This window comes from Haloarcula amylolytica (assembly GCF_049705545.1).
Taxonomy (GTDB): Archaea; Halobacteriota; Halobacteria; order Halobacteriales; family Haloarculaceae; genus Haloarcula; species Haloarcula amylolytica_B.
On the sequence record NZ_JBNAMU010000002.1, the window covers coordinates 287530 to 309580 of the forward strand.

A 22051-nucleotide genomic window follows, 5' to 3' on the forward strand; every position below is an offset into this window, starting at 1 on the left:
TATATAAACCCCAGAAGCAAGTAACAATATCTTTTATTAGTATTTCTCATCTTCTTTCATAGGCATGACCGGTAACGAGGAACATCCTAACCATCCCAGTGTCGACCAGTCAGACCGGACAGTACCCCGTAACCTCCGCCAGACTGGTGACCCCAACATCGAGATGTTGGTGTCGACGCGCGTTCGAAAGTCCCCGTTCTTCCACAAATCCTTCAACGAGGAGGGTGCCTGGCGAGCGACCGTCTACAACCGTCTCTATCACCCGCGCGGCCTCATCGAGCCCGAGGACGGCGGCGTGATGAAGGAGTACGACGCACTGACCAACACCGTCACCCTCTGGGACGTCGCCGTCGAGCGCCAGATTCGTGTCAAAGGGCCAGACGCCGAGGCGCTGACGAACTACGTCGTCACCCGCGACGTGACGGGCATGGACGCCATGGACGGGAAGTACGTCATCCTCTGTAACGAGGACGGCGGCGTCCTCAACGACCCCGTCCTCCTTCGCCCCGAAGAAGACGAGTTCTGGTTCTCCATCTCGGACTCGACGCTGATGCAGTGGCTGCAGGGCGTCAACGTCGACAACGAATTCGATGTCGAGATCGACGAAATCGACGTGGCCCCGATGCAGATCCAGGGCCCGAGGGCGCTCGACGTGATGGTTGACGTCGTTGGCGACAAGGTCAAAGACGTCCCGTACTACGGCTTGATGGACGCCGAAATCAACGGTGCCGACGTGCTCATCAGCCAGACCGGCTTCTCCGGCGAGAAAGGGTTCGAGATTTACGTCCGAAACGCTCACGAGGACGCCGAGAAGGTGTGGGACCCCGTCATGGAGTCCGTCAAGGACCATGACGGCCGCCAGATCGCACCGGGACACCACCGCCGGATTGCGGCCGGTATCATGTCCTGGGGCCAGGACCTCGACCACGAGACCTCCCCGTTCCAGGTCAACCTGGGCTATCACGTCCCGGACGACAAGGAGGCCGACTACATCGGCAAAGAGGTTCTCGAAGAACAGAAAGAACAGATCGAGAACGGCAACTACCCGTTCGAGCACAAGCTCATCGGCCTGAAGATCGCCGGCGAGCCGATCCGTGACTACGCCCCCGACTTCTGGCTCATCTCCGACCCGGACACGGGTGAAGAGTGTGGCTACCTCACCTCGCCGTGGTGGAACCCGGATCTCGAAACCAACATCGGGATGGGATTCGTCCCGGCCGAGAAGATTCAGGAAGTTACCGACACGCCGCTCAACGACGAGATCTACGACGAGGAACTTGATCTGGAGTTCCAGGTCCATCTCCCCGACGAGTACGCCGACGAGCCCGGTGAGCCGGTGTTTGCCACCGCTGCGAAAGTGCCGTTCAAGGAGTCCGTCAATCCGAGCGCCCGAGAGCAGGCGAAGCTCAACGCGCGGAAAGAGGCCGAAAGCGACGACTAATCCCCACTCAGTCTGTCCCACTTTCGATTCGTAGCCCTGCGACGTGGGGATATCGCGACGCCCGTTTTCGTGAAACCTAGCGATCAAGAGTCGAATATTTCTCGCTTGAGCTTCGCCGAGATGCTGTCCTCGGTCTCCGTTTCCCACGCCGTTTCCACGGTCACTTCTAGCTCCGCACACACCTGTTCGATATCGCTGAGGACGGTCGCGAACCGACCCGCCTGTCCGACCGCCTCCTCGCCCTGTTGTAACCTCCGGACGGTTATCTCCTCCATCTTGAACGGCCCCTCGCCGCCACCGCCGACGAAGACCACGACGGTTCGCGTCCGGTCGTCAACTGTTTCGACGAGCACGGAAACCATGAGCCATGAATCATCGTAGGTGGACCCGCGTTCGTAGGCGATCTGCGTGAACCCGGGACCCGCGTATCGATGGAGGTTGCGGACACCACGCTTGTTGAGCGAACGCTTGGCTTCCATCGCCTTGGTTTCCAGAAACGAGTCCGCGAACGCGTCGGCCTCTGGGCCGCGAAGCGTCAGGTTGCAGGCCTCCATACCCCGGGATGGACGGCCGTGACACAAAACGCTTCTACCGATCCAGCGCCCATAGCCCGCCCCGCTCTATTCGTACAGCGTGTACTCGTCGGTCAGTTCGTCCACGCGGTCGCTCACCCTCGCAATCACGGCGTCGTCGTGGGGGGCGTCGACGACCTCACAGATGAGGTCCGCGACCTCACGGCAGGCGTCTTCGCCGAACCCGCGCGTCGTCAGGGCCGGCGTCCCCGCACGGATACCCGAGGGGTTGAACGCCGAGCGAGTCTCGCCGGGGACGGTGTTGGCATTGAGGACGATGCCGGCCTCTTCCAGCGCTTCCTCGACCTCCTTCCCGGTCGTATCCGGGTGGGACGGCCGGAGGTCGATAAGCACCAGATGGTTGTCCGTCCCGCCGGAGACCAGCGAGAGGCCATGCTCCCGTAATTGCTCGCCGAGAGCGACGGCGTTGTCGACGGTCTGCTGGGCGTACTGCTCAAACTCCGGTGACAGCGCTTCGCCGAAGCCGACAGCCTTGCCGGCGATACAGTGCATCGCTGGGCCGCCCTGGGAGCCGGGGAAGACGGCAGAATCGATGTCGTCGGCGTGTTCCTCGCCGCACATGATGATGCCGCCGCGGCCGGCGCGGATGGTCTTGTGTGTCGAGCCAGTGACGAAGTCGGCGACGCCAACGGGAGACTCGTGAACACCCGCCGCCACCAGCCCCGTGATGTGGGCGATGTCCGCGAGGTGGTAGGCGTCGACCGCGTCGGCGGCTTCCTGAATCCGTTCGAAATCGACTTCCCTTGGATACGCCGAGTATCCCGAGACGATGATGTCCGGGTCGAAGGATTCGGCTGTCTCACGGAGCCCCTCGTAGTCGATGTAACCGGTCTCCGTATCGACCTTGTACTGTTCGACATCGTACACCTGGCCGGCGAAGTTCGCCGGGTGGCCGTGCGAGAGGTGGCCGCCGTGAGTCAGGTCCAGCGAGAGGATTTTGTCACCGGGTTCGAGTGCGGCGAGATACACGCCCATGTTGGCCTGCGAGCCCGAATGCGGCTGGACGTTGACGTGGTCCGCGCCCCACAGGTCCTTCGCGCGGTCAATCGCCAGTTGCTCGACCTCGTCGGCGTAGGTACAGCCGCCGTAGTAGCGCTCGCCGGGATACCCTTCCGCGTAGTTGTTCGTCAGCTCGGAGCTCTGTGCCTCCATCACAGCCTCGCTGACGTGGTTCTCGCTGGCGATCATCGCCAGCGTATCGTTCTGCCGCTGGCGCTCGCCATCGAGCGCGTCAGCTACCGCTGGATCCGCTTCGCGAACAGTATCGTACGTCATACGCCACTCGAGGGGCTGGTGACGTAATAATCTGCGTCCCGACGCAACCTGACAGACCGATGGTTGGTTGTGCGGGGCGGCCGTCGCCGCGACGCACGCTGTCCCGACGGCGGTTGAGGCTGGCGTACAGTACGCCTGGCTCCGTCGAGCGGACAATATTGCATCTCAACACAGATTCATAAGTGATTTGTTCATACATACCAATGTACATGTCTGAACAGACAAGACGTGACCTTCTGAAACGACTCGGGGTCGGAAGCACAGCCGGTGTCGTGTCGCTGGCTGGATGCGCTCAACAGTCAGACGACGGCGGCGGTGACGGCGACAGTGGCGGAGAGACGGCGGCCACGGGAGCCGGTGACGAGTCGACGAGCACGGAAAGCGGCGATGGTGAAAGCGGTGGCGGTGAATCGATTACAATCGGGACGCTGTTCCCGGTCACGGGCACCAACAGCGCATACGGCGGCGGCCATCAGAAGGCCGCTAACCTCGCGGCCGAAGAGATCAACGAGGCAGGTGGGCCACTGGACCGTGAGATCGAAACGATCAACCGCGACACGGAGGGGAACCCCTCTCGGGCGGCCCAGAAGTTCCGGACGATGATAAACGAAGAAGGCATCGTCGGACTCGTGGGCCCGTACTCAAGTGGTATCGGGACCACACTCGCGCCGGTCGCTCGGGACAACCGGGTGATGGAAGTGAGCAACGGAAACACGTCTCCAGCACTCGCGACCGCGGGCGTCAACGAGGACAACGACGTGAAATACTACGGTCGGACCGCACCCAACGACGTCCAGCAAGCGCTCGTCATGGGTCGGATACTGAACCAGCGCATCGAGGCCGAGACGGCATCGTTCCTCTACGTCGACAACCCCTATGGTCAGGGGCTCGCCGAGCAGGCCAGCGAGAACTTCGAGGGTGAGACGCTGAGCATGGTCGGCTACTCCCAACAGACGAACGACTACACGTCGACGCTGGACTCAGTATTTGAAGACGACCCAGACGCAGTGGGGGCGGTGATGTATCCGGGGAACGGTCGGACGATACTGAACCAGTGGAACCAGGGCGGTTACGGCGGACAGTGGGTCGCCGCCGAGGCTATCCTCGCACCCCAGCTCCTGTCGGACCTCTCTGACATTGTCGAGGGCATGTTGATCACGTCCCCACAGACCGCCAACAGCGAGACGTTCATCAGCAACATGGGCGGTGAGAGCGCGGTTACGCAGTTCGCGCCCCACGCCTACGACGCGACTTACCTGGAGGCGTTGGCGATACAGCAGGCCGGGGAAGCCAGCGGGACGGGTATCGCGGAAAATATCCGTAGCGTCTCCCGAGGCGAGGGGACAACAGTCGGTGTCGGGGAGTTCCAGGCCGGTAAGGAGGCGCTCGCAAACGGTGAGAGTGTGAACTACGACGGGGCCTCCGGCTCGGTCGACCTCAACGAAAACCTCGAGCCGGTCGTCCCCTACCGTATCCTCGAAGTGACCGACGGCGAGGCCGAGGTCATCCAGGAAGTCCCCCTGAGCTACTTCGAGGGCAAAATGTAGCGGGCATCAGTCTTACGAGTCGGTCCCGTCGAACGCCATGGATGTCCGCTCGACGCCACTGACGCATATGGTGTGTGGCTTTATTTCGCCGACAGGTATACTACAGGTATGAGCGTCGATATCGAGCCGGAGTGGCAGCCGGCGACGAAGCTGAACGTCATCGGCGGCGCGCTAGATTTCACGGCGCTGGATCCGCTCCCAGAGGGGGTTACCCGCGACCAGATCGAGGAAATCTGCTACACGGTCCGCGAACTCTACGGCGACTACGTGGACGAAATCGTCGCCGAGACGACCCTCTCGCAGCGGGAGGCCCAGACGTGGGTGCTCCGGACCCTCGCTCACGACGGCACCGAACCGCTCTCGTACGAAGCTATCGGACTGTACATCTGGGCCATCGGACGGGCGACTGAGGGCGATCCACTGTCGCGGACCATCGTGACGGAGTATTACGACCGAGCCGAGTCAAAGATCGAGCGAGCCGAGGCGACAGTCAAGCGAACCGGGCCACCGCCGTACCCGGATGACGTGTACGACGACCCCGCAATGCTCTGGGTCGATACACCGGTGGCCGCGCGGCTCCAGCGACACCGGCGGCCCGATGAGACGTTCAGTGACTGCCTGGCCCGACTGCTGGACGAGTCCGTCTCGGCGGTCCCGCTGGAAGCGTTCATCGAGGCCTATCGGACTGAGCGGGATGCCGACTACGTGGCAGTCGATACCGTCTATCCTGACTGGGACGCCGAACTGCGTGTGGTCGTCGGGGTGCCGGCGGGCGGCGCGGAACCAGGCGTGGTCGGGGACGCCACGGCGCTGCGAGTGGACGACCGAACCTACGATTTCACCGTCAGCGAGGAGTCGGACCCCATCCACGCGGACTCCCACCTCGTCGTGTACGCTGAGACAGGCGACGCGTCGGTTGCGATAGCGGACGGAACTGAGCGTCTCGGGGCGGCACTAGCGGGCGTCGAGCGTTCGCTCCCGGACCTGGTCTCGCGGCTCCGCTCCGTGGGCGCGACAGCGCTCGCCATCGGGACCGAACCCGCCGGCGCCGGGGCACACCTGTTCCCGGTTTTCGAGGCGGAACCCAACGACGAACCGCTAGCCGCTATCGAACGGATCCCGCTAGACGAGCGGACGCTGAACGTGGGTCGTGTCTCGCCGGTGACGGTGGCTGCGTATCGGGAGCGAAGCGAGACGACGAGACTGCTGTGGGCGCGCGGTAACGGGACCTTCGAAGCAAAAGCGCTGCCCGATGACCCGCCCGACCGTCGGGAACTGATTCCGGACGCGGTGCTCAGAACGAGCACCTAGCCGCCGAGATACAGCTCACCGACCTCGTCGCTGTCGAGCAGATCCTGCCCGCTTCCCGCGAACTCGTTTTCCCCCATGTCCAGTACGTAACCTCTGTCCGAGACTGACAGCGCCTGCCGGGCGTTCTGTTCGACCATGAGAATCGCCGTGTCGGTCTCGTCGCGGATTCGGACGAGGCGGTCGAACATGTCGTCCACGAGGTCCGGAGCCAGGCCTGCCGAAGGCTCGTCGACGAGGATGAGTTCCGGGTCGAGCATCAGCGCCGATGACAGCGCGAGCATCTGCTGTTGCCCGCCAGACATGGTCCCGGCCTTCTGGTTCTGTCGCTCACCGAGCACCGGGAACCGGTCGAAGGCCGCCTGGAAGTCCGCCTCGCTCACGTCAGCGTCGATATAGGCCCCCATTTCGAGGTTCTCCCGGACGGTGAGGTTCGGGAAGACGTTCTCCCGCTGGGGAACGTAGCACAGCCCCTGTTCGGTCACCTCGTCGGCCCGGAGGTCGGTGATGTCGGTCCCGTCGAACGTGACTCGCCCCGCCCAGCAGTCGATGAGGCCGTAGATAGCCTTCATCAGCGTCGACTTCCCGGCCCCGTTCGGACCGATGATAGTGACGATCTCCTCCTCACCGACGTCTATGTCGACGCCGTGGAGAATCTCGGCGTCACCGTACCCGGAGACAACGCCCCGTGCTTCGAGCAGTGCCATCTCAGTCCACCCCCAGGTAGGCGTCGATGACACGCTGGTCGTCCCTAATCGTGGCCGGTTCACCCTCGACCAGTTTCTTGCCCTCGTTCATGACGATGATTGTATCACAGAGGTCCATGATGACTTCCATGTCGTGTTCGACGATACAGAAGGTGTAGCCCTCGTCCCGCAGGGCCCTGATACGGTCGGTCAGCTTCTCGGTCAGCGCCGGATTGACGCCCGCGACCGGCTCGTCGAGGAGGACGAGCTTCGGGTCCAGCATCAGCACCCGCCCCAGTTCCAACAGTTTCCGCTGGCCGCCCGAGAGGTTGCCAGCCAGTTCTTCAGCGACGTGGTCGATTTCGAGCAGTTCCAGCATCTCCGTCGCCCGCTCGTACAGTGCATTCTCTTCCTCGGCGACGGCGTCACGGCGGAACCACGCGTTGACAAGCTTCTCGCCGGTCTGTTGCTGGGGGGCGAGCATCAGGTTCTCACGGGCGGTCATATCGCTCAGCTCCCGCGTAATCTGGAACGTCCGGGCCAGCCCTTCCCGAGCCAGCATGAACGGCCGACTGAACTTGTGGCCGTCAGACGCGGTCTTGAGTCGCTCCTGCCCGAGGTACACACCGGCCCCGAGTCCCGCGCCCAGCGCGCCAACGCCCAGACTGGTCGCGGTGCCGAGACCGGCGGCCCCGACGGCCGCGACGGCACCGATACTCCCGAAGGTGAGTCCGGATGCACTCCCCCAGATGAGCCGCTCGTCGCTGCTTGCCGTCATCAGGTCCTGTAACGGCTGTCCGTCGTAGCGGACGGTCCCGCTGTCGGGCTTGTAGAACCCGCTGATGAGGTTGAACGTCGTGGTCTTGCCGGCGCCGTTCGGCCCGATGAGTCCCGTTATCGACCCCTCTTCGATGTCGAAGGTAGCGCCGTCAACGGCGACGATGCCGCCGAAGGTCTTTCGGAGGTCCTCTACTTCGAGAATCGCGCTCATTCGTCGTCACCCCCGTCGGCACGGGCGGCCACGCCGCCCTCTCGCTGTGGGGTGTGGGTTTTGTCGCCCTCTCTGGGCGTGCTGTAGTTCGCTTTCCCCAGCAATCCGTCCGGCAGGTAATACAGGACGATGAGGAACAGAATCCCCATGACGACGAGACGGAACGCGACCACGTTGACGCGCAGTGCTGGCGGGAAAAACGAGGCTATCTGGGTCGTCGCCTGCTGGAAGGCCCAGAAGACGGCGGCACCGAGGATTGTCCCTTTGTTGTTGTTGGGCCCGCCGATGAAGACGATGAGCAGGGCGATGAACGTCACCCGCGGCGCGAACGTGACGAACGTGAGACCCTGGGTGTACACGGCCCAGAGCGCGCCCGCAAAGCCGGCCAGCGCCGAGCCGATGACCATGCTCTGAATCTTGTACACGAAGGGGTCCTTACCCAGTGAGCGCACCACGTCTTCGTCGTTCCGGACCGCGCGAAGCACGCGGCCGAACGGCGACCGGGCGGTCAGTTCCAGTAAGTAGTAGGCTCCGATCATAAACAGGACAAAACCGGCCAGCAGGAAGCGCTGATAGTCAACCTGCACAGTCAGATTCCCGACGACAGCCGCGATGTAGTCCACGCCGACATCCCCGCCGAAGGCCAGTATCCACACGAGGTTCTGCAGCAACGCTTTGAGCGCCGGCCCGAGTTGCCCGCTACCGAGGGGCCCGACTATCGGAATGACGAAGTACCAGATAGCGACGAACCACAGCGCCGCTGCGCCGACAATCTGTACTTTCGCCTCGGCGAACCAGTCCAGCGACTGAACGGCACGGTAGAATCCGCCGACGACGGCTCCGAGCAGGAGCAGACTGCCGGCGATCTTGACTGCGACGGCATCGGCGAAGGGAATCGGTAGCAAGGCGACGAGGAACCCCGTACCGAGGGCGATACCGCTCAGCCACTCACGACGGGAGAGTCGTCCGAACTGTCGAGCCAGGACCGCAATCAGTACGAGCCAGGTGAACGCGGAGACCAGCACGCCGACCAGCAAGATGCGGTCCGCGACGGCCAGCAACACCGCCATGAGCACGGCAGCGACGATGCCCCCGGCGGCGGCGATCTGGACCTTGTTCGCGAGCGGGCCGTCGGGACGACCCAGCGTCGAGAGCCCGAACGAGCCCGCGAGGTACAGCGTCGACACCGGCAGCGGGGAGCCGCGGTCGCGCTCTCCGGCGAGCACTGCGAGGGCGACGCCCCAGACGACAGCTGTGATGACGCCGAACAGCACCGGTGTGGCCGGGAGTGACATGCCGAGAAACGGCACGCTGACCTGCCCCTCCAACAAGAGGGGGAAGCTGCTTTTTAACGGCGGGCTGTAGCCGCGCAGCGCGTCGGGGCCGTTCGCGAACCACGACTCGGCCTGGATGAACCGCTGGAAGATGACCGACACGCCCAACACCGTGATCGCTAGGTAGTCCTCCCGCAGGCGGATGGTCGGCAGCGCGACTAGCCCACCGATTATACCCGACAGCACGGTCGCGACCGCGATGCCGACGACCCAGGTTCCGACGACTGGGACGTCGCCGAGCCCGAAGACGTAGGCCGTGAAGTCCCCGGGGTCGTCCGGCGGGAGGACGAACAGGACCGACGTGTACGCGCCGACGAGGAAGAACCCCACGTGGCCGAAGTCCAACAGCCCGGTGTGGCCGTACTTCAGGGTCAGCCCGTACGAGAGGATGCCGTAGATGGCGACCAGCACGATAAACGAGATGACGACGTCTGATACTGCCATCTGTTAGTCCCCCACTATTCCTTCCGGCTTGATGAGCAAGACGAGCAGTAACACGACGAACGCGACGGGCACCCGGTATGTGGCGCTCAGACCCGGGATGGCGAAGATGCCGACTTCCATCGCAAGGCCGACGACGTAACTCCCGAGGATAGCCCCGTACACCGAGATGCCACCGAGGATGACGCCAGCGAACATCGGGAGCAACAGGAAGAACCCGAGATTGATGGTGATGTTGCTGAACAGGAAGCCGAGCAACACGCCGGCGACCGCGGCGAACATCCCCGCGAGTATCCAGACGACCATCATCACACGGCGCGTGTTGATACCGCGAATCATCGCCAGCTCCCGGTTGTCGCTGGTCGCCCGCATCGCCTTCCCGAGTGTTGTCGCCTGTAACAGGTAGTGGAGGAATCCCATGAGGCCAAGTGCGATGAGGATGATACCGAGCCTGAGCGGCGACGTTCGCAGGCGCGTCTCGTACAGTGTCTCCGACGGGACTGTCCCGCCACTGGCGAACAGTGCGCCACCGACCAGCAGGACGGTTACGCCGCCGAGTCCGGCGGCCAGGCGCGGGCCGACAACGCCCGCGGTGTCACGCCGGCGTCGGTATCCCACACCTGCGACGAGGGCCGCCACGGCCAGGATGCCGACCACCTCCAGCCACCCGTAGCCCAGGGTGAACAGCTGGAGATTCTCTGTGCCGCGGGTGTCGAGGACGTTGACTACCACTCCGTTGCTCGACACCAGGAGGTCGATCAACTTCGCGAACGTGAAGTTGACGCTTGACCCGGCCGCCTGAATCGACGTGTCGACCTCGTAGAACCGGATGTCGCCCCCGAAGACGGTCTGGATACTGAACCGGATAATAAACGCCATCGCGAGGGAGACGATGAGCATCATCGCCAGTTCGACGTCCTTCTCCCGGAACTTGCGGAACACGACTGATTCAGTCAGCGGTACCACGGCGCCGAGAACGACGACGGCGAACAGGAGCGCGGCGGGATAGGACGGGAGGCCGGCGACGATGAGCGCGCCGACGAACACTGCGAGTCCGACGTGCGTTGCGGTCCCCACTGTCGGTGACACGTCAACTGCCCACCAGCCCCCGCGTATCGCGTTGACGCCGCCGAGATGGTACACCGAGCCGAGGACTCCCGCGGCCGAGGCGGCGAACAGCAGTCCGGCGCCCGTGGGACCGACCGCACGCGGGCCCGTGGCGAACAGATCGAACAGCGGGACGGACTGTGGCTTGTTCACCAGCAGCGCGGCGTAAGCGCCCAGTGTCAACAGGTCTCCGTGTGCGAAGTTCGGGACCTCGGCGATGTCGTAGACCAGCGACAGACCGATCGCACCCAGCGCGATAATACTACCCGTGACCAACCCAGTCAGAATTGCGTTCAACAGTCCGGCAGACGGGGCCATACGCAGGACGTGTATCTGCCAAATAAATATTGTTTTTCCATCAGGTAATTGTACCACTGATCGGTGACCGGTACCAGTCCAACGCTAGCGAGCGTCGCTGACTCGCCGCCGACTAGCTCTCGAGACGCTTGTGCCGCCACTTCTCCGTGTCGGGCGTCTGATTGAATGTGTAGATGTGGACGCCCCGGATATTGTACTCGTCGTCCCCGACGTAGGGCGCGAGGCCGTCGATGAGTTCGTCGGGTTCGTACGTCCCGCGGGAGCCGACCAGTTGCTTGACGAACCCGAGAATGCCCGTCGTTTTCCTGAGGAATTTAATCGAATCACCGACGCCGACCTTTTGAGAGATCTGCATCAGACGCTGGTAGTTCATCACGCCCGGGATACCGACTTCGACTGGGAGTTCGATACCGCGAGCTCGGATGCCCTCGACCCACTCTAGCACTGTATCTGGATCGTAACAGAGTTGGGTGACGATGTACGTCGCGTGCGGCGCTTTCTGTGCCATCGACTCCGCTAGCGTCTCGTCATCGATGAAGTCGTGGCCCTCGGGGTAGCCTGTGATTCCGATTTCCTCGAAGGAGTACTCGGTCTCTGCGAGCGCTTCGAGCAGGTCGTGCGCCGACTCGTACTCACCGGCCGGTTCCTCGCGGTCACCTCCTGGGACGAAGATGTCCGTGATGCCTGCCTGCTCAAGTCGCTCTGCAATCGCTTCGAGTTGCTCCCGGTCTTCCACATACCGGGCCGCAATGTGCGGCACGACATCGAACCCCATTTCGGCGGCTTCCTCCGTCTTTTCAACGGTCTTCTCGATGCCGAGTTGTGGCGAGGTCGTGATTGCGATAGTCGCGTCGTCGGGGAGATGGGTGATCTCCTCGTCGAAGCTCTCGAACGGCATCAGTTCGAACCGGGCGCTCGTCAGCAGCGTCCGGACACCCTGACTATCTGAGACAGCGCGTGTTCCGAGGGCCATGAGTTGCGATAAATACGGCGTTACCGTACTTTTCTCTATGGGTTGGGCATCGAACCCTTTTATAAGCAATGCTGTCCATCACGCGCTATGAGGCGTGCACTGCCGGATTCGACTAGCTACAGTCCCATAGGAGACAGCATGGTCCGGTTCATCCGCGATCCGGCACAGAACGAGGTCTAACAGATTGAGTTCCGCCAGCAGGTCCCGGGTCTGGCCCCGGTCGAGACTCAGGCGTCGCTGGACCTCGTACACCGTGTCAGAATCGACGACCGCGTCCGCAACGTCGCGCAGTTGGACATCAGCCGGGAGTCCGATCCCGTCAGTGACCAGTTGCTCGTCGGGGAGTTCCTTGACCGAACCTTCGGCACCAGCTGACTCGGCTGAGACGGGTTCGACCACACTGACCTGTCCGCCCTCGTCGTCAACTTTACCCTGGCTCGCGGCGCTGTCAGACTGCCCTGATTTGGCCGCTTCTTCTTCATCGTCACTGGACGTATTGTACGTGTTCGGGACGTGGATATCCGCTTCTATCATGTACCGGCGGACAGTCTCAGAGGAGACGTCCATCTGTATCTGCTCGGCGATCTCTCTGAAGTTGTCGCACCCGTCGTACAGTGCTTGCAGATAGTCGGTGTCTTCGTACGGTGGCACGGAATCGTCGCGGACGGCGGCGTACGGGTCCGATTCCGGGTCGGACTCGCAGTCAGACTGGGTTTCTTCCGTAGCCGTGCCGTCCGACTGCGAGGGGGCTTGCGAATCGTCGCCTCCAGCAGGCGGAGCCTCCGAATCCGAGACACCCGAAATATTGAGTGCCCCTCCCCCGCCGGTATCGGCCGAAGTCACTTCACTGACTGTCGCTGATTCGTCGGTGCCAGCCCCCGGTCCGCAGTCGATGCGTGTCGACTCATCCGGTGCCGCTGTGGCATCGATTGTCAACTGTACCGTCAGGACCAAGCCGTCGTCGGTGACGGTAGCTGAGGCGTCGCTCACCGATAGTGAGGCACCGGCAGTCGACGGGAGTTCAGTGGCCGACGGCGAGAAGGTTACTTCGAGGTCGCCGCCGTCGGTTAGCCTCGCCGTTTTCGGCGTGAGGCCCTCGTCACCGCCGCCAGAACGTAGCGAGACCGGCATCGTCACCGTCGCGTCGAGGACTGCACCACCGGTGTCGGCCGGCGATGCTTCGACGGTCTGGATGGACCGGCCACGCGATTCGTACGCGTCGATGACCTCGGCGAGCGCCGTGAAGGCGGTGTGGAGTCCCATGTTATTGAGTGACTATGACACGTTATGGTGTAGAGATAGGTGCGGAATACCCAACCCATTTATAAACTACCCCAAAACTGCGGCCCCACCTCGACGTTGAAACAGTGCTCGCGGACGAGTCATCGGACACGCGCCGGTTATCGCGGTATCGCGATACCTGCGAGGCGCTCTCCTTTCACGACGACGGACTCCCTGGCAAGCGAGAATAGCACTCCCCGTTCTGTCGCTGAAACGACCTGTTGTTGTTCGAACGAGGAAGGTTCGTAGATGGTTCCAAGTCGCTCCTCGGCGTCGACGGTGTCGCCGACGGCGATATCCGGCCGGCTTTCGAAAAGCCCCGATCCCGACGCGGTGACCGCCTCCGCGTCGTTTCGGAGCACCGTCTGCGCAGCCTGTGGCTCCGGCTCTGTCGGGAGGACAGCCCGCTCGCGCAAGAGATTCAGTATCCCGTCGACACCCGCCGCAACTGCGTCCTGTGCGACCCGCCGACTGTTCGATAGCTCCGCAGTGATAACCGGAATCCCGGCTGCCGAAGCCGCAGCGCGGAACGTCCCGCCGGACCCGTTGTCGTCAGTGTCCCCGTGACCGTCGGTAAGCCTGTAGGAAGTGCCGAACGCTTCGGCGAGGCGTTCGGCGGCCGAGTCACCTGCACGACACCGCACGTGTTCCAGCATATCTGCCGTGCCGGTGTGGAGGTCAACCGCCGCGTCGGCGTCTTTCACGAGCTCCCACAGCCGAGCGGCAAACTGTTCCTGTAGGCTTCCGGACGAATCGCCCGGCCACACACGGTTCAGGTTCGGGTTCATCACGTCGTACTCACCGGGGGTCATGTACGACCGGTGGTCGAACGCGAGCTGGTTCACTACCGGAACGACGATAACTGTCCCGGCGATGGCTGCGTCGGCGAGGTGGTCGTGGAGTCGCCGTAACGCGGCCGGGCCGTTGAGTTCGATGCCGTGCTGTGCCGCCTGGATGTATACTGTCGGTCCGGGGCCGCCGACGTATCGGTGGACAGTCACGGACACGTCTCGCCCCGACGGCAACCGTCCGAGCCGTCGATCAGTCGTCGTGTGCGTGACGGACGTGTAGGCCATACCGAAGTCCGGCGGCGAGCAAATAAAAAACACCGGGCGTATGCGCGCTACTTGATCCGCGGTGACGAGGGCTTCTTGGGAGGCGAGACAAACTGCCAGAGTCGTCGATGCGACTCTCTACCGTACTTAGCAGCACTCAGCGGACCGGGAGGGGCAGGCTCAGTTCCGAATCCGACGACCCGTCACTTGAGCCGGTGCTAGCCTAGTCACTGTGTGATAATCGGGAACTGTTCGACCGGATGCTGAGGCGATACGAGCCGTACTCTAGTGAAGTGATAACATATAACTTGACACGACAGATATCGGAGTGTGAGCGGCGACTCCGCCGCGCTGGGAAGCAACAACCGCCGTAGGGGACCCAAATCTATTAACAGTGGTACTCCTGTTATTCTGAAACACTAAATGATATGTAAACGTCACTTTGAAAAGGAACCAGGCCAGGCGGTAACTATATTGCCACGCCGTCGTACGGTTTACCCAGAGTTATGGAGCCTACCGATAGCCTGCCGACCCAGGCCGACACCGTCATCGTCGGTGCTGGAATCGTCGGTTGCAACATCGCCTACCAGCTGACAGAGCTCGGCCGCGAGGACGTGGTCGTGGTCGACCAGGGACCGATGCCTACCACGGGTGGGTCATCGACGCACGCCCCCGGAATCATGTTCCAGACCGCGGAGCCGAAAGTCCTCAGCCAGTTTGCGGACTACAGCCGGCGGCTGTACTCGGACCTCGAGGGCGCGGATGGGCAGCAGGCCTACAACGAAACAGGCGGCATCGAAGTCGCGCGCAGCGAGGAGCGCATGGACTTCCTCCAGCGCCGCGTCGAATATGCAAAGGCCTGGGGCATCGAGGACCCGCAGTTGCTCTCGCCCGAAGAAGTCACCGAGCACCTCCCACTGGTCGACGCCGACCAGATCAAGGGCGGCTACTACTCCCCGACGGACGGGCAGGTCTCGGGCGTCGTCGCGTGTGACGCGCTGGCCCGTGAAGCGATGGACCGGGGCGCGAAGTTCGTCCCACACACGCGCACAGAGGACGTCGAGACCGAGAACGGCTCGGTAGAGGCTGTCGTCACGGAGAACGGTACTATCGAGTGCAACGAGGTCGTCGTCGCGACGAACATCTGGGCCCGCCAACTCGGCGAGAAGCTCGACGTTCACCTGCCCGTGACGCCGGTCGAGCACCAGTACACGATGACGGAGTCCCTCGACGAATTGGCCGACAGCGCGGTAGACATCACGGACCACCCGCTGTTCGAGAACTACGAGAACGTCTCCGGGGAGAAGGCAAAACGGCTCCTCGTGGGTCCGGACCGGCCGATTCTCCGCGACCAGGACAACGCGATGTACTACCGGAACCACGGGGATTCCTACGGCATCGGCTCGTACAACCACGAGCCAATCGTGCCCGATCCACAGGACCTCGGCGGCAACGACCCCGACGGCGAACAGGGGTCTGTCCACGAGTTCACAGACTACCACATGGACAACGCGACACATCCGGACCGGCCGGACAAGGCCCCGCGTCAGGCCAGTGACGAACTGTTGCCCGCCACGGCCGGGAAGGAACTCGAACACAAGTACAACGGCATGTTCGCGGAGTCGCCCAACGGCCTCCCCGTGATGGGGCCCGTCCAGGAGTACGACGGCCTCTGGACGGCGGCGGCCATCTGGGTCACCCACGCCGGCGGTGCCGGCAAAGCGCTCGCCGAGTGGATGGAACACGGCGTCCCGCGCCTCCCTGACGGCCCGATTGACCTCGCCCACTGCGACGTGAACCGCTTCGACGAGCACGAGGGCAGTTGGGACTTCGCCCGGGACATCGGCGGCGAGGAGTACCGCATCGTCTACAACATCATGCACCCCAAGTGGGTCTGGACCGACAAACAGCGGGACATCCGTCGGACCCCGATGTACCACACCCACAAGAAGTACGACGCCGAACTGTGGGCCGAGGCCGGCTGGGAGGAACCCCACTGGTTCGACTCAAATGCCGACCTGCTGGCGGAGTACGGTGACCAGATCCCCGACCGCGAGGGCTGGGAAGCGAAGTACTGGTCACCCATCGAAGGCGCCGAGGCGCTGAACGTCCGGGAGAACGTCGGGCTCCACGACATGACATCGTTCAACAAGATGGAGGTCATCGGGAGCGACGCCGGCGAGTTCGTCCAGTACCTCTGTACGAACGACATGGACATCGACGTGGGCGACGTGAAGTACACGCTGATGTGTAACGAGGGCGGCGGCGTCCGGGCGGACATCACGGTCACGCGAACCGACGAGGACCGCTACCTCCTCCTGACGACGGGTCGCGAAGTCGGGAACAACCACGTGGCGTGGGTGCGCGAGCAGTCCCCTGAGGACGTGGTCGTCAACGATGTCACGTCGAGCCTGGCGGCGATGGTCTGTACCGGCCCGAACGCCCGGAAGGTCCTGTCGAAGGTCACCGACGTCGACCTCTCCGACGACGCCTTCCCGTTCTTCACGAGCCAGCAGTTCTTCGTCAAGAACATTCCCGTGACTGCGCTCCGCGTCTCGTACGCGGGCGAGCTCGGCTGGGAGTTCTACACGCCCTCGGAGTACGGCGAACGCCTCTGGGAGCACATCATGGAGGCCGGCGAGGAGTACGGCATCCGACCGTACGGCAACGGCGCGCTGAATTCGCTGCGAATCGAGAAAGGCTTCCGCCTCTGGGGGAAGGACCTCCACACGGAGCACAACCCGTACGAGGCCGGCCTCGGGTGGGCCGTCGACCTCGAAACCGACTTCATCGGCAAGGAGGCCGTCGCCGCGGCCGCCGACGGCGACAACATCGACCACAAGGTCGCGTGCCTGACGCTCGACGACGAGGATGCCGTCGTGCTGGACAACAAGCCAGTCCTCGACGGCGACGAGACTATCGGCTACCTACACAGCGCCGAGTACGGCTACACCGAAGGCGCTTGCGTCGCCTACACGTACCTGCCGCCCGAGTACGCCGAACCCGGAACTAGCGTCGAAATCCTCTACGAGGGCGAGCGGTACGACGCAACCGTCCGCGAGGAACCGCTCGTCTGAGAGCGGTCTGTGACCAGCCGCTGGTTCTATCGCAATTGTAACACGCTGTGGTTCAGTCCCGCACTGCGGTTTCTTCTCGCTATCCACTGATACCCGACAGCTCGACAGCGGCCGAAATACCTCTCTGTGACTTCTCTACCCGACGTTCTCTTTTTGCGTGGGTTCCGGCCACCGGTGTATTTAAGATTGTGACAGAAACAGTCCCAAACGAGATACATGAGCACAGAGACTCCCCCGTCTCGGGCGGATACAGTCGTTATCGGTGCCGGGGCCGTTGGGTGTAGCGTCGCGTATCACCTGACGGAACTCGGCGCAGAGGACGTTGTCGTCATCGACCAGGGACCGCTCCCGGTCACTGGCGGCTCATCGGTACACGCCCCTGGGATTATGTTCCAGACGTCGCCGTCGAAGATACAGACGAAGACAGCCTACTACACCAGTCGGCTCCTTTCTGATGCCGGCGTCTACGACGAGGTCGGTGGCATCGAAGTGGCCCGGAGCGAGGAGCGCATGGACTTCCTCCGTCGGCGCGTCGAGTGGGCGACTTCCTATGGGCTGCCGGAACCGCAGTTGCTCTCGCCCGAGGAAGTCACCGAGCACCTTCCGATGGTCGATGAGGACGAAATCCTCGGTGGCTACTACTCGCCGACTGATGGACGCGTCGACGGCATCAGCGCGCTCCAGTGGTATATGGAGAACTCTTCGGCGTCGTTCTACGGGAACACGGAGGTCACGGATCTGGATGTTTCGGGGGGTGAAATCAACGCTGTCGAGACCGATCAGGGACGAATCGACTGCGAGCGAGCGGTCATCGCGACGAACAACTGGGGCTACCAGACCGGCCAACTGGCCGGGCTGGACCTGCCAATCGCGCCGGTCGAACACCAGTACGTCGTCACCGAACCGATGGACGAACTCGCCGACGCCGAATCCTCGGTCGGCGACAACACGACCGGGCTGGACGTGCCGGGCGACCGCTCCATCGCGGAGTACATGAGCGAGGGGCCACACCAGCCGGTCGGCCGCGACCAGGACCACTCGCTGTACTTCCGGACCCACGGCGACGCGCTCGGGATGGGGTCGTACAACCACGAGACGCTTTCGGTCGACCCCGAGGCGATGGGAAAGAACACCGAGGAGCACCAAGCGTCAGTTAGAGGGTTCACGAAGGAGCACTGGGAGACGCCGACCCACCGCGGTCGGGACAAATCCGCCAAGCAGGCCTTCGACGAACTGCTGCCGGCGACACAGGACGTGGAATACGAGGCCACCGAGAACGGTATCTTCGTCTTCACGCCCGACGGGATGCCGGCCGTCGGCGAGACGGCGCAGGTCGACGGCCTCTGGACCGGACTGGCTATCTGGTGGACCCACTCCGGCGGCTACGGCCGCATCCTCGCCGAGTGGATGGAAAACGGCGTTCCGCGGCTGCCGTCCGGCCCGGTCGACACCGGCGGTATCCACGTTAGACGGTTCGAACCCCACGCCGGCGAGAAAGACTACTTCGTCGACCGCGGGGCCAAGCGCTACGAGCAGGTGTACAGCATCGTCGAGCCGCGGTGGCAGCCCGACGACCACCGGGGACTTCGGACGAGTCCGTTCTACCACCAGCAGAAGGAACTCGGCGCGGAGTTCTATCAGAGCGGCGGCTGGGAGACGCCACAGTGGTACGAGTCGAACGCCGACTTGGTCGAGAAGTACGACGACCGGATTCCCGACCAGGACGGCTGGCAGGGCATCAACCGTTCGAAAATCGAGGCCGCCGAGCATCTCCACACCCGCGACAAGGTGTCGATGTTCGACATGACGACGTTCAGTTCGATAATGGTCGAAGGCGAGGGGAGCCAGGCGTTCCTCCAGCGGGTCTGTAGCAACGACATGGATCTCGACGTCGGGCAGGTCCGCTACTCGCTGCTGTTGAACGAGGGCGGTGGCATTCTCGCGGACATCACGGTCGTCAAACTCGACGACGAGGAGTTCATGGTAACGACCGGCGGCGGGAACTCCCCCGGCATCCACGGCGGTCACCTGGAAGACGAGGCCCCCGAGACAGTGTCGGTCCACGTCGAGGAAGGCGCGAAATCCACAATCGGCCTCTGGGGGCCGAATTCGCGGCTCCTCCTCCAGCGGTGTACCGATGCAGACGTGACTAACGAGGGATTCCCGTACTTCCGGGCCAAGCAGATGTACGTCGGCGACGTGCCGGTCATCGCGCTCCGTGTCTCGTACGTGGGCGAACTCGGCTGGGAGCTGTGGACGCCGACGGAGTACGGCCAGCGGCTCTGGGAGACGCTGGCGGAGGCCGGAGACGACCTGGGCGTCCGACCGATGGGCGGCGGCGCGCTCAGTTCCATGCGACTGGAGAAAGGCTACCGGCTCTGGGGGACGGACATCGACACGGACTCGAACCCCTTCGAGGCCGGGCTGCCCTTCGCCGTCGACATGGACACCGAGTTCATCGGCAAGGAAGCCCTGGAGGCCGCACGGAGCGAGGGTATCGACAACAAAATCACGCCGCTCACGCTTGAGGACTCGACGGACATCATGCTGAGCGGCCGGCCGGTGACGAAAGACGGCGAGGCAATCGGCTACGTGCAGGCCGGGAACTACGGCTACAGTATCGACGAGTCCATCGCGTACACGTACGTCCCGACCGAATACGCCGAAGCCGGCACGTCGGTCCAGATACAGTGTGAGGGGGAAACCTACGAGGCGACAGTGCAGGACGAGCCGCTGTTCGACCCGGCCCGGGAGCGCATCACCAAATGAGACAGAGCGATGACCCGACGACTTCGGGATAAGACCCGACACGACACGAACCCATGACACAAACTGAATCGGACACGCTGCCCGTCACGTACGCAGATATCGAACGAGCGCGCGAACGCCTTGACGACGAGACAGTCGTCAAGAAGACGCCGGTCGAACGGAGCACGTCCCTCGGCGGGTTCGTCGACGCCGAGGTGTACCTGAAGATGGAACATCTCCAGTGGACAGGGTCGTTCAAAACCAGAGGCGCGTACAACAAAATCTCGCAGGACGTCGCTGATGGCGTGGATTCGTTCGTCGCTGCTAGCGCCGGGAACCACGCGCAGGGTGTCGCCCTCGCCGCGACGAAATGCGGGGCAGAGTCGACGATTTTCATGCCGGAGAACGCGCCACAGGCCAAGATCGACGCCACCAGAGGCTACGGCGGGAGCGTCGAGTTGGTCGGTAGTGACTTCCAGGAGACGATGTCCCACGCCAAGGCCGTCGTCGAAGAGACCGACGCCGAGTTCGTGCACGCTTACGACGACCTGGACATAATCGCCGGACAGGGGACCCTCGGCACGGAGATGTACCACGACTGCCCCGATGTCGACACAGTCGTCGTCCCTATCGGGGGCGGGGGGCTCATCAGCGGCGTCTCGACGGCGATCAAACACCTCTCGCCCGAGACGCGCGTCGTCGGTGTCCAGGCGACCGGCGCGGAGACGGTCCACGAAAGCCTCGACAAGGGGATTCCGGTCGTGCTCGACGAAGTCGACACCATCGCCGACGGCATCGCCACTGGCGGTATCTCGGAGACGACACTCGACATCATCGAGGCGAACGTCGACGAGGTCGTAACGGTTTCAGACACCGACATCGCACAGGCGATTCTCCTGTTGATGGAGCGAGCCAAACAGGTCGTCGAAGGGGCGGGGGCCGCCTCCGTGGCCGCCGTGCTGAGCGACGGCCTCGACGTGTCGGGTGAAACGGTGATGCCGCTGCTCTGTGGCGGCAACCTCGACATGACACAGATGCGTGAGGTTCTCATCCACGCGCTGACGGAGCGCCAGCAGCTCCTCCAGCTCCGGGTTCGCATCGACGACCAGCCGGGTGTGATGGAAGAAATATCCGGTGTCATTGCCAAGCAGGGAGCCAACATCCACGACGTTCGCCACGAACGGTCCGTCGAGAATCTCGAAATCGGGGAGGCGTACCTCGTGTTCAACGTCGAGACGAGTGGCGCTGAGCACGCACAGACGATCATCACGGCGATACGCGACGCGGGCTACCCCGTCGACAACGTCGCACGGAAGGCCTGAACGCTACTACATTGGCCGCAGTCAGCGTTCAGACCGATGCGCTGACCATCCTAGGCGGGGAAACCTATAACAGGATTGTGGTGGAAGTGCAAGTGAGTCAGGTAGCATGTACGACAATATACTCGTCCCGTATGACGGCAGCGACGAGGCCCGGAGAGGGGCAGAACACGGCATCGAACTCGCCGCTGCACTCGACGCGACAGTCCATGCATTGTACGTAATCGACCTGCCGGGCACGCCGCGCGCACTCGCGCTCAGAGACGACGAGGAGGAGATGCGCGAGGAGTATCGGGACTACGGGGAGGAGGTTCTGGCGAATCTCGGGAATGTCGCCGAAGAGCACGGCGTCGGCTACGAGACGCATTTCAGAACCGGCGCGCCCAGCGAGGAGATCGTCGAGTTCGCCGAAAGCGAAGGCATGGACGCGATCGTCCTCGGTTCGGCGTTCCGGGGCAAGCTCGGGAACCTGCTCGGTGGGACGACCGACAAAGTGGTCCGGACGTCGAGCGTTCCGGTTATCAGTCAGCGGATGAGCGTCAACGACATCTGACCGC

General features: G+C 63.1%; 16 protein-coding genes. 7 read left to right on the forward strand and 9 right to left on the reverse strand.

The features are described 5' to 3' along the window. The first annotated feature begins 64 nt into the window (after positions 1-64). A complete protein-coding gene (locus tag ACOZ4H_RS18005; RefSeq protein WP_424330641.1) occupies positions 65-1441 on the forward strand; it encodes an aminomethyl transferase family protein in 1377 nt (458 codons plus the stop codon). 83 nt (positions 1442-1524) lie between these two features. Here the strand turns inward: ACOZ4H_RS18005 and ACOZ4H_RS18010 are convergent, their stop codons facing one another. Both ACOZ4H_RS18010 and glyA read right to left on the reverse strand, forming a co-directional pair. Continuing rightward, on the reverse strand, positions 1525-1995 hold the full coding sequence (locus ACOZ4H_RS18010; RefSeq protein ID WP_424330642.1) for a hypothetical protein: 471 nt from the start codon (positions 1993-1995) through the stop codon (positions 1525-1527). Between the two features lie 66 nt (positions 1996-2061). Beyond that, positions 2062-3309: a serine hydroxymethyltransferase gene (gene glyA, locus ACOZ4H_RS18015; protein ID WP_424330643.1), complete on the reverse strand. Its 1248-nt coding sequence runs from the start codon at positions 3307-3309 to the stop codon at positions 2062-2064. A gap of 209 nt (positions 3310-3518) precedes the next feature. Between glyA and ACOZ4H_RS18020 the strand changes: the two genes are divergently transcribed. Beyond that, positions 3519-4856, forward strand: a complete 1338-nt coding sequence (locus ACOZ4H_RS18020; RefSeq protein ID WP_424330644.1) for an ABC transporter substrate-binding protein — start codon at positions 3519-3521, stop codon at positions 4854-4856. Between the two features lie 108 nt (positions 4857-4964). Further along, a complete protein-coding gene (locus tag ACOZ4H_RS18025; protein WP_424330645.1) occupies positions 4965-6167 on the forward strand; it encodes a hypothetical protein in 1203 nt (400 codons plus the stop codon). On the opposite strand, the gene ACOZ4H_RS18030 is transcribed toward ACOZ4H_RS18025, so the two are convergent. From ACOZ4H_RS18030 to ACOZ4H_RS18060, 7 genes are all read right to left on the reverse strand, one after another. Then, complete coding sequence (locus ACOZ4H_RS18030; protein ID WP_424330646.1) at positions 6164-6871, reverse strand: ABC transporter ATP-binding protein; 708 nt, start codon at positions 6869-6871, stop codon at positions 6164-6166. The genes ACOZ4H_RS18025 and ACOZ4H_RS18030 overlap by 4 nt on opposite strands. Before the next feature lies 1 nt (position 6872). Beyond that, the gene (locus ACOZ4H_RS18035) at positions 6873-7841 is read right to left on the reverse strand and encodes an ABC transporter ATP-binding protein (protein WP_424330647.1); all 969 of its coding nucleotides are present in this window, start codon (positions 7839-7841) and stop codon (positions 6873-6875) included. Further along, positions 7838-9619, reverse strand: a complete 1782-nt coding sequence (locus tag ACOZ4H_RS18040; RefSeq protein ID WP_424330648.1) for an ABC transporter permease subunit — start codon at positions 9617-9619, stop codon at positions 7838-7840. The genes ACOZ4H_RS18035 and ACOZ4H_RS18040 overlap by 4 nt, the downstream gene beginning before the upstream one ends. Positions 9620-9622: 3 nt before the next feature. After that, positions 9623-11041, reverse strand: coding sequence for a branched-chain amino acid ABC transporter permease (locus tag ACOZ4H_RS18045; protein ID WP_424330649.1), 1419 nt, complete (start codon positions 11039-11041; stop codon positions 9623-9625). A gap of 112 nt (positions 11042-11153) precedes the next feature. Next, positions 11154-12014, reverse strand: a complete 861-nt coding sequence (locus tag ACOZ4H_RS18050) for a methylenetetrahydrofolate reductase (protein ID WP_424330650.1) — start codon at positions 12012-12014, stop codon at positions 11154-11156. 78 nt (positions 12015-12092) lie between these two features. Continuing rightward, positions 12093-13277: a hypothetical protein gene (locus tag ACOZ4H_RS18055; protein WP_424330651.1), complete on the reverse strand. Its 1185-nt coding sequence runs from the start codon at positions 13275-13277 to the stop codon at positions 12093-12095. 137 nt (positions 13278-13414) lie between these two features. Continuing rightward, positions 13415-14371, reverse strand: a complete 957-nt coding sequence (locus ACOZ4H_RS18060) for a succinylglutamate desuccinylase/aspartoacylase family protein (RefSeq protein WP_424330652.1) — start codon at positions 14369-14371, stop codon at positions 13415-13417. 485 nt (positions 14372-14856) lie between these two features. Here ACOZ4H_RS18060 and ACOZ4H_RS18065 point away from each other — a divergent pair, with 485 nt between their 5' ends. From ACOZ4H_RS18065 to ACOZ4H_RS18080, 4 genes are all read left to right on the forward strand, one after another. Next, on the forward strand, positions 14857-17427 hold the full coding sequence (locus tag ACOZ4H_RS18065; RefSeq protein WP_424330653.1) for a GcvT family protein: 2571 nt from the start codon (positions 14857-14859) through the stop codon (positions 17425-17427). A gap of 216 nt (positions 17428-17643) precedes the next feature. Then, complete coding sequence (locus tag ACOZ4H_RS18070) at positions 17644-20196, forward strand: GcvT family protein (RefSeq protein WP_424330654.1); 2553 nt, start codon at positions 17644-17646, stop codon at positions 20194-20196. A 53-nt stretch (positions 20197-20249) separates the two neighbouring features. Then, entirely contained in the window at positions 20250-21497 is a 1248-nt protein-coding gene (gene ilvA, locus ACOZ4H_RS18075) for a threonine ammonia-lyase (protein WP_424330655.1), read from the forward strand. A 106-nt stretch (positions 21498-21603) separates the two neighbouring features. Further along, positions 21604-22047, forward strand: coding sequence for a universal stress protein (locus ACOZ4H_RS18080; protein ID WP_424330656.1), 444 nt, complete (start codon positions 21604-21606; stop codon positions 22045-22047). The last annotated feature ends 4 nt before the right edge of the window (positions 22048-22051 follow it).

Bases quoted from the DNA above. Each gene is read 5' to 3' on its own strand.
- ACOZ4H_RS18005 (WP_424330641.1), top strand. From the start codon at position 65: ATGACCGGTAACGAGGAACATCCTAACCATCCCAGTGTCGACCAGTCA.
- ACOZ4H_RS18010 (WP_424330642.1), bottom strand. From the start codon at position 1,995: ATGGAGGCCTGCAACCTGACGCTTCGCGGCCCAGAGGCCGACGCGTTC.
- glyA (WP_424330643.1), bottom strand. From the start codon at position 3,309: ATGACGTACGATACTGTTCGCGAAGCGGATCCAGCGGTAGCTGACGCG.
- ACOZ4H_RS18020 (WP_424330644.1), top strand. From the start codon at position 3,519: ATGTCTGAACAGACAAGACGTGACCTTCTGAAACGACTCGGGGTCGGA.
- ACOZ4H_RS18025 (WP_424330645.1), top strand. From the start codon at position 4,965: ATGAGCGTCGATATCGAGCCGGAGTGGCAGCCGGCGACGAAGCTGAAC.
- ACOZ4H_RS18030 (WP_424330646.1), bottom strand. From the start codon at position 6,871: ATGGCACTGCTCGAAGCACGGGGCGTTGTCTCCGGGTACGGTGACGCC.
- ACOZ4H_RS18035 (WP_424330647.1), bottom strand. From the start codon at position 7,841: ATGAGCGCGATTCTCGAAGTAGAGGACCTCCGAAAGACCTTCGGCGGC.
- ACOZ4H_RS18040 (WP_424330648.1), bottom strand. From the start codon at position 9,619: ATGGCAGTATCAGACGTCGTCATCTCGTTTATCGTGCTGGTCGCCATC.
- ACOZ4H_RS18045 (WP_424330649.1), bottom strand. From the start codon at position 11,041: ATGGCCCCGTCTGCCGGACTGTTGAACGCAATTCTGACTGGGTTGGTC.
- ACOZ4H_RS18050 (WP_424330650.1), bottom strand. From the start codon at position 12,014: ATGGCCCTCGGAACACGCGCTGTCTCAGATAGTCAGGGTGTCCGGACG.
- ACOZ4H_RS18055 (WP_424330651.1), bottom strand. From the start codon at position 13,277: ATGGGACTCCACACCGCCTTCACGGCGCTCGCCGAGGTCATCGACGCG.
- ACOZ4H_RS18060 (WP_424330652.1), bottom strand. From the start codon at position 14,371: ATGGCCTACACGTCCGTCACGCACACGACGACTGATCGACGGCTCGGA.
- ACOZ4H_RS18065 (WP_424330653.1), top strand. From the start codon at position 14,857: ATGGAGCCTACCGATAGCCTGCCGACCCAGGCCGACACCGTCATCGTC.
- ACOZ4H_RS18070 (WP_424330654.1), top strand. From the start codon at position 17,644: ATGAGCACAGAGACTCCCCCGTCTCGGGCGGATACAGTCGTTATCGGT.
- ilvA (WP_424330655.1), top strand. From the start codon at position 20,250: ATGACACAAACTGAATCGGACACGCTGCCCGTCACGTACGCAGATATC.
- ACOZ4H_RS18080 (WP_424330656.1), top strand. From the start codon at position 21,604: ATGTACGACAATATACTCGTCCCGTATGACGGCAGCGACGAGGCCCGG.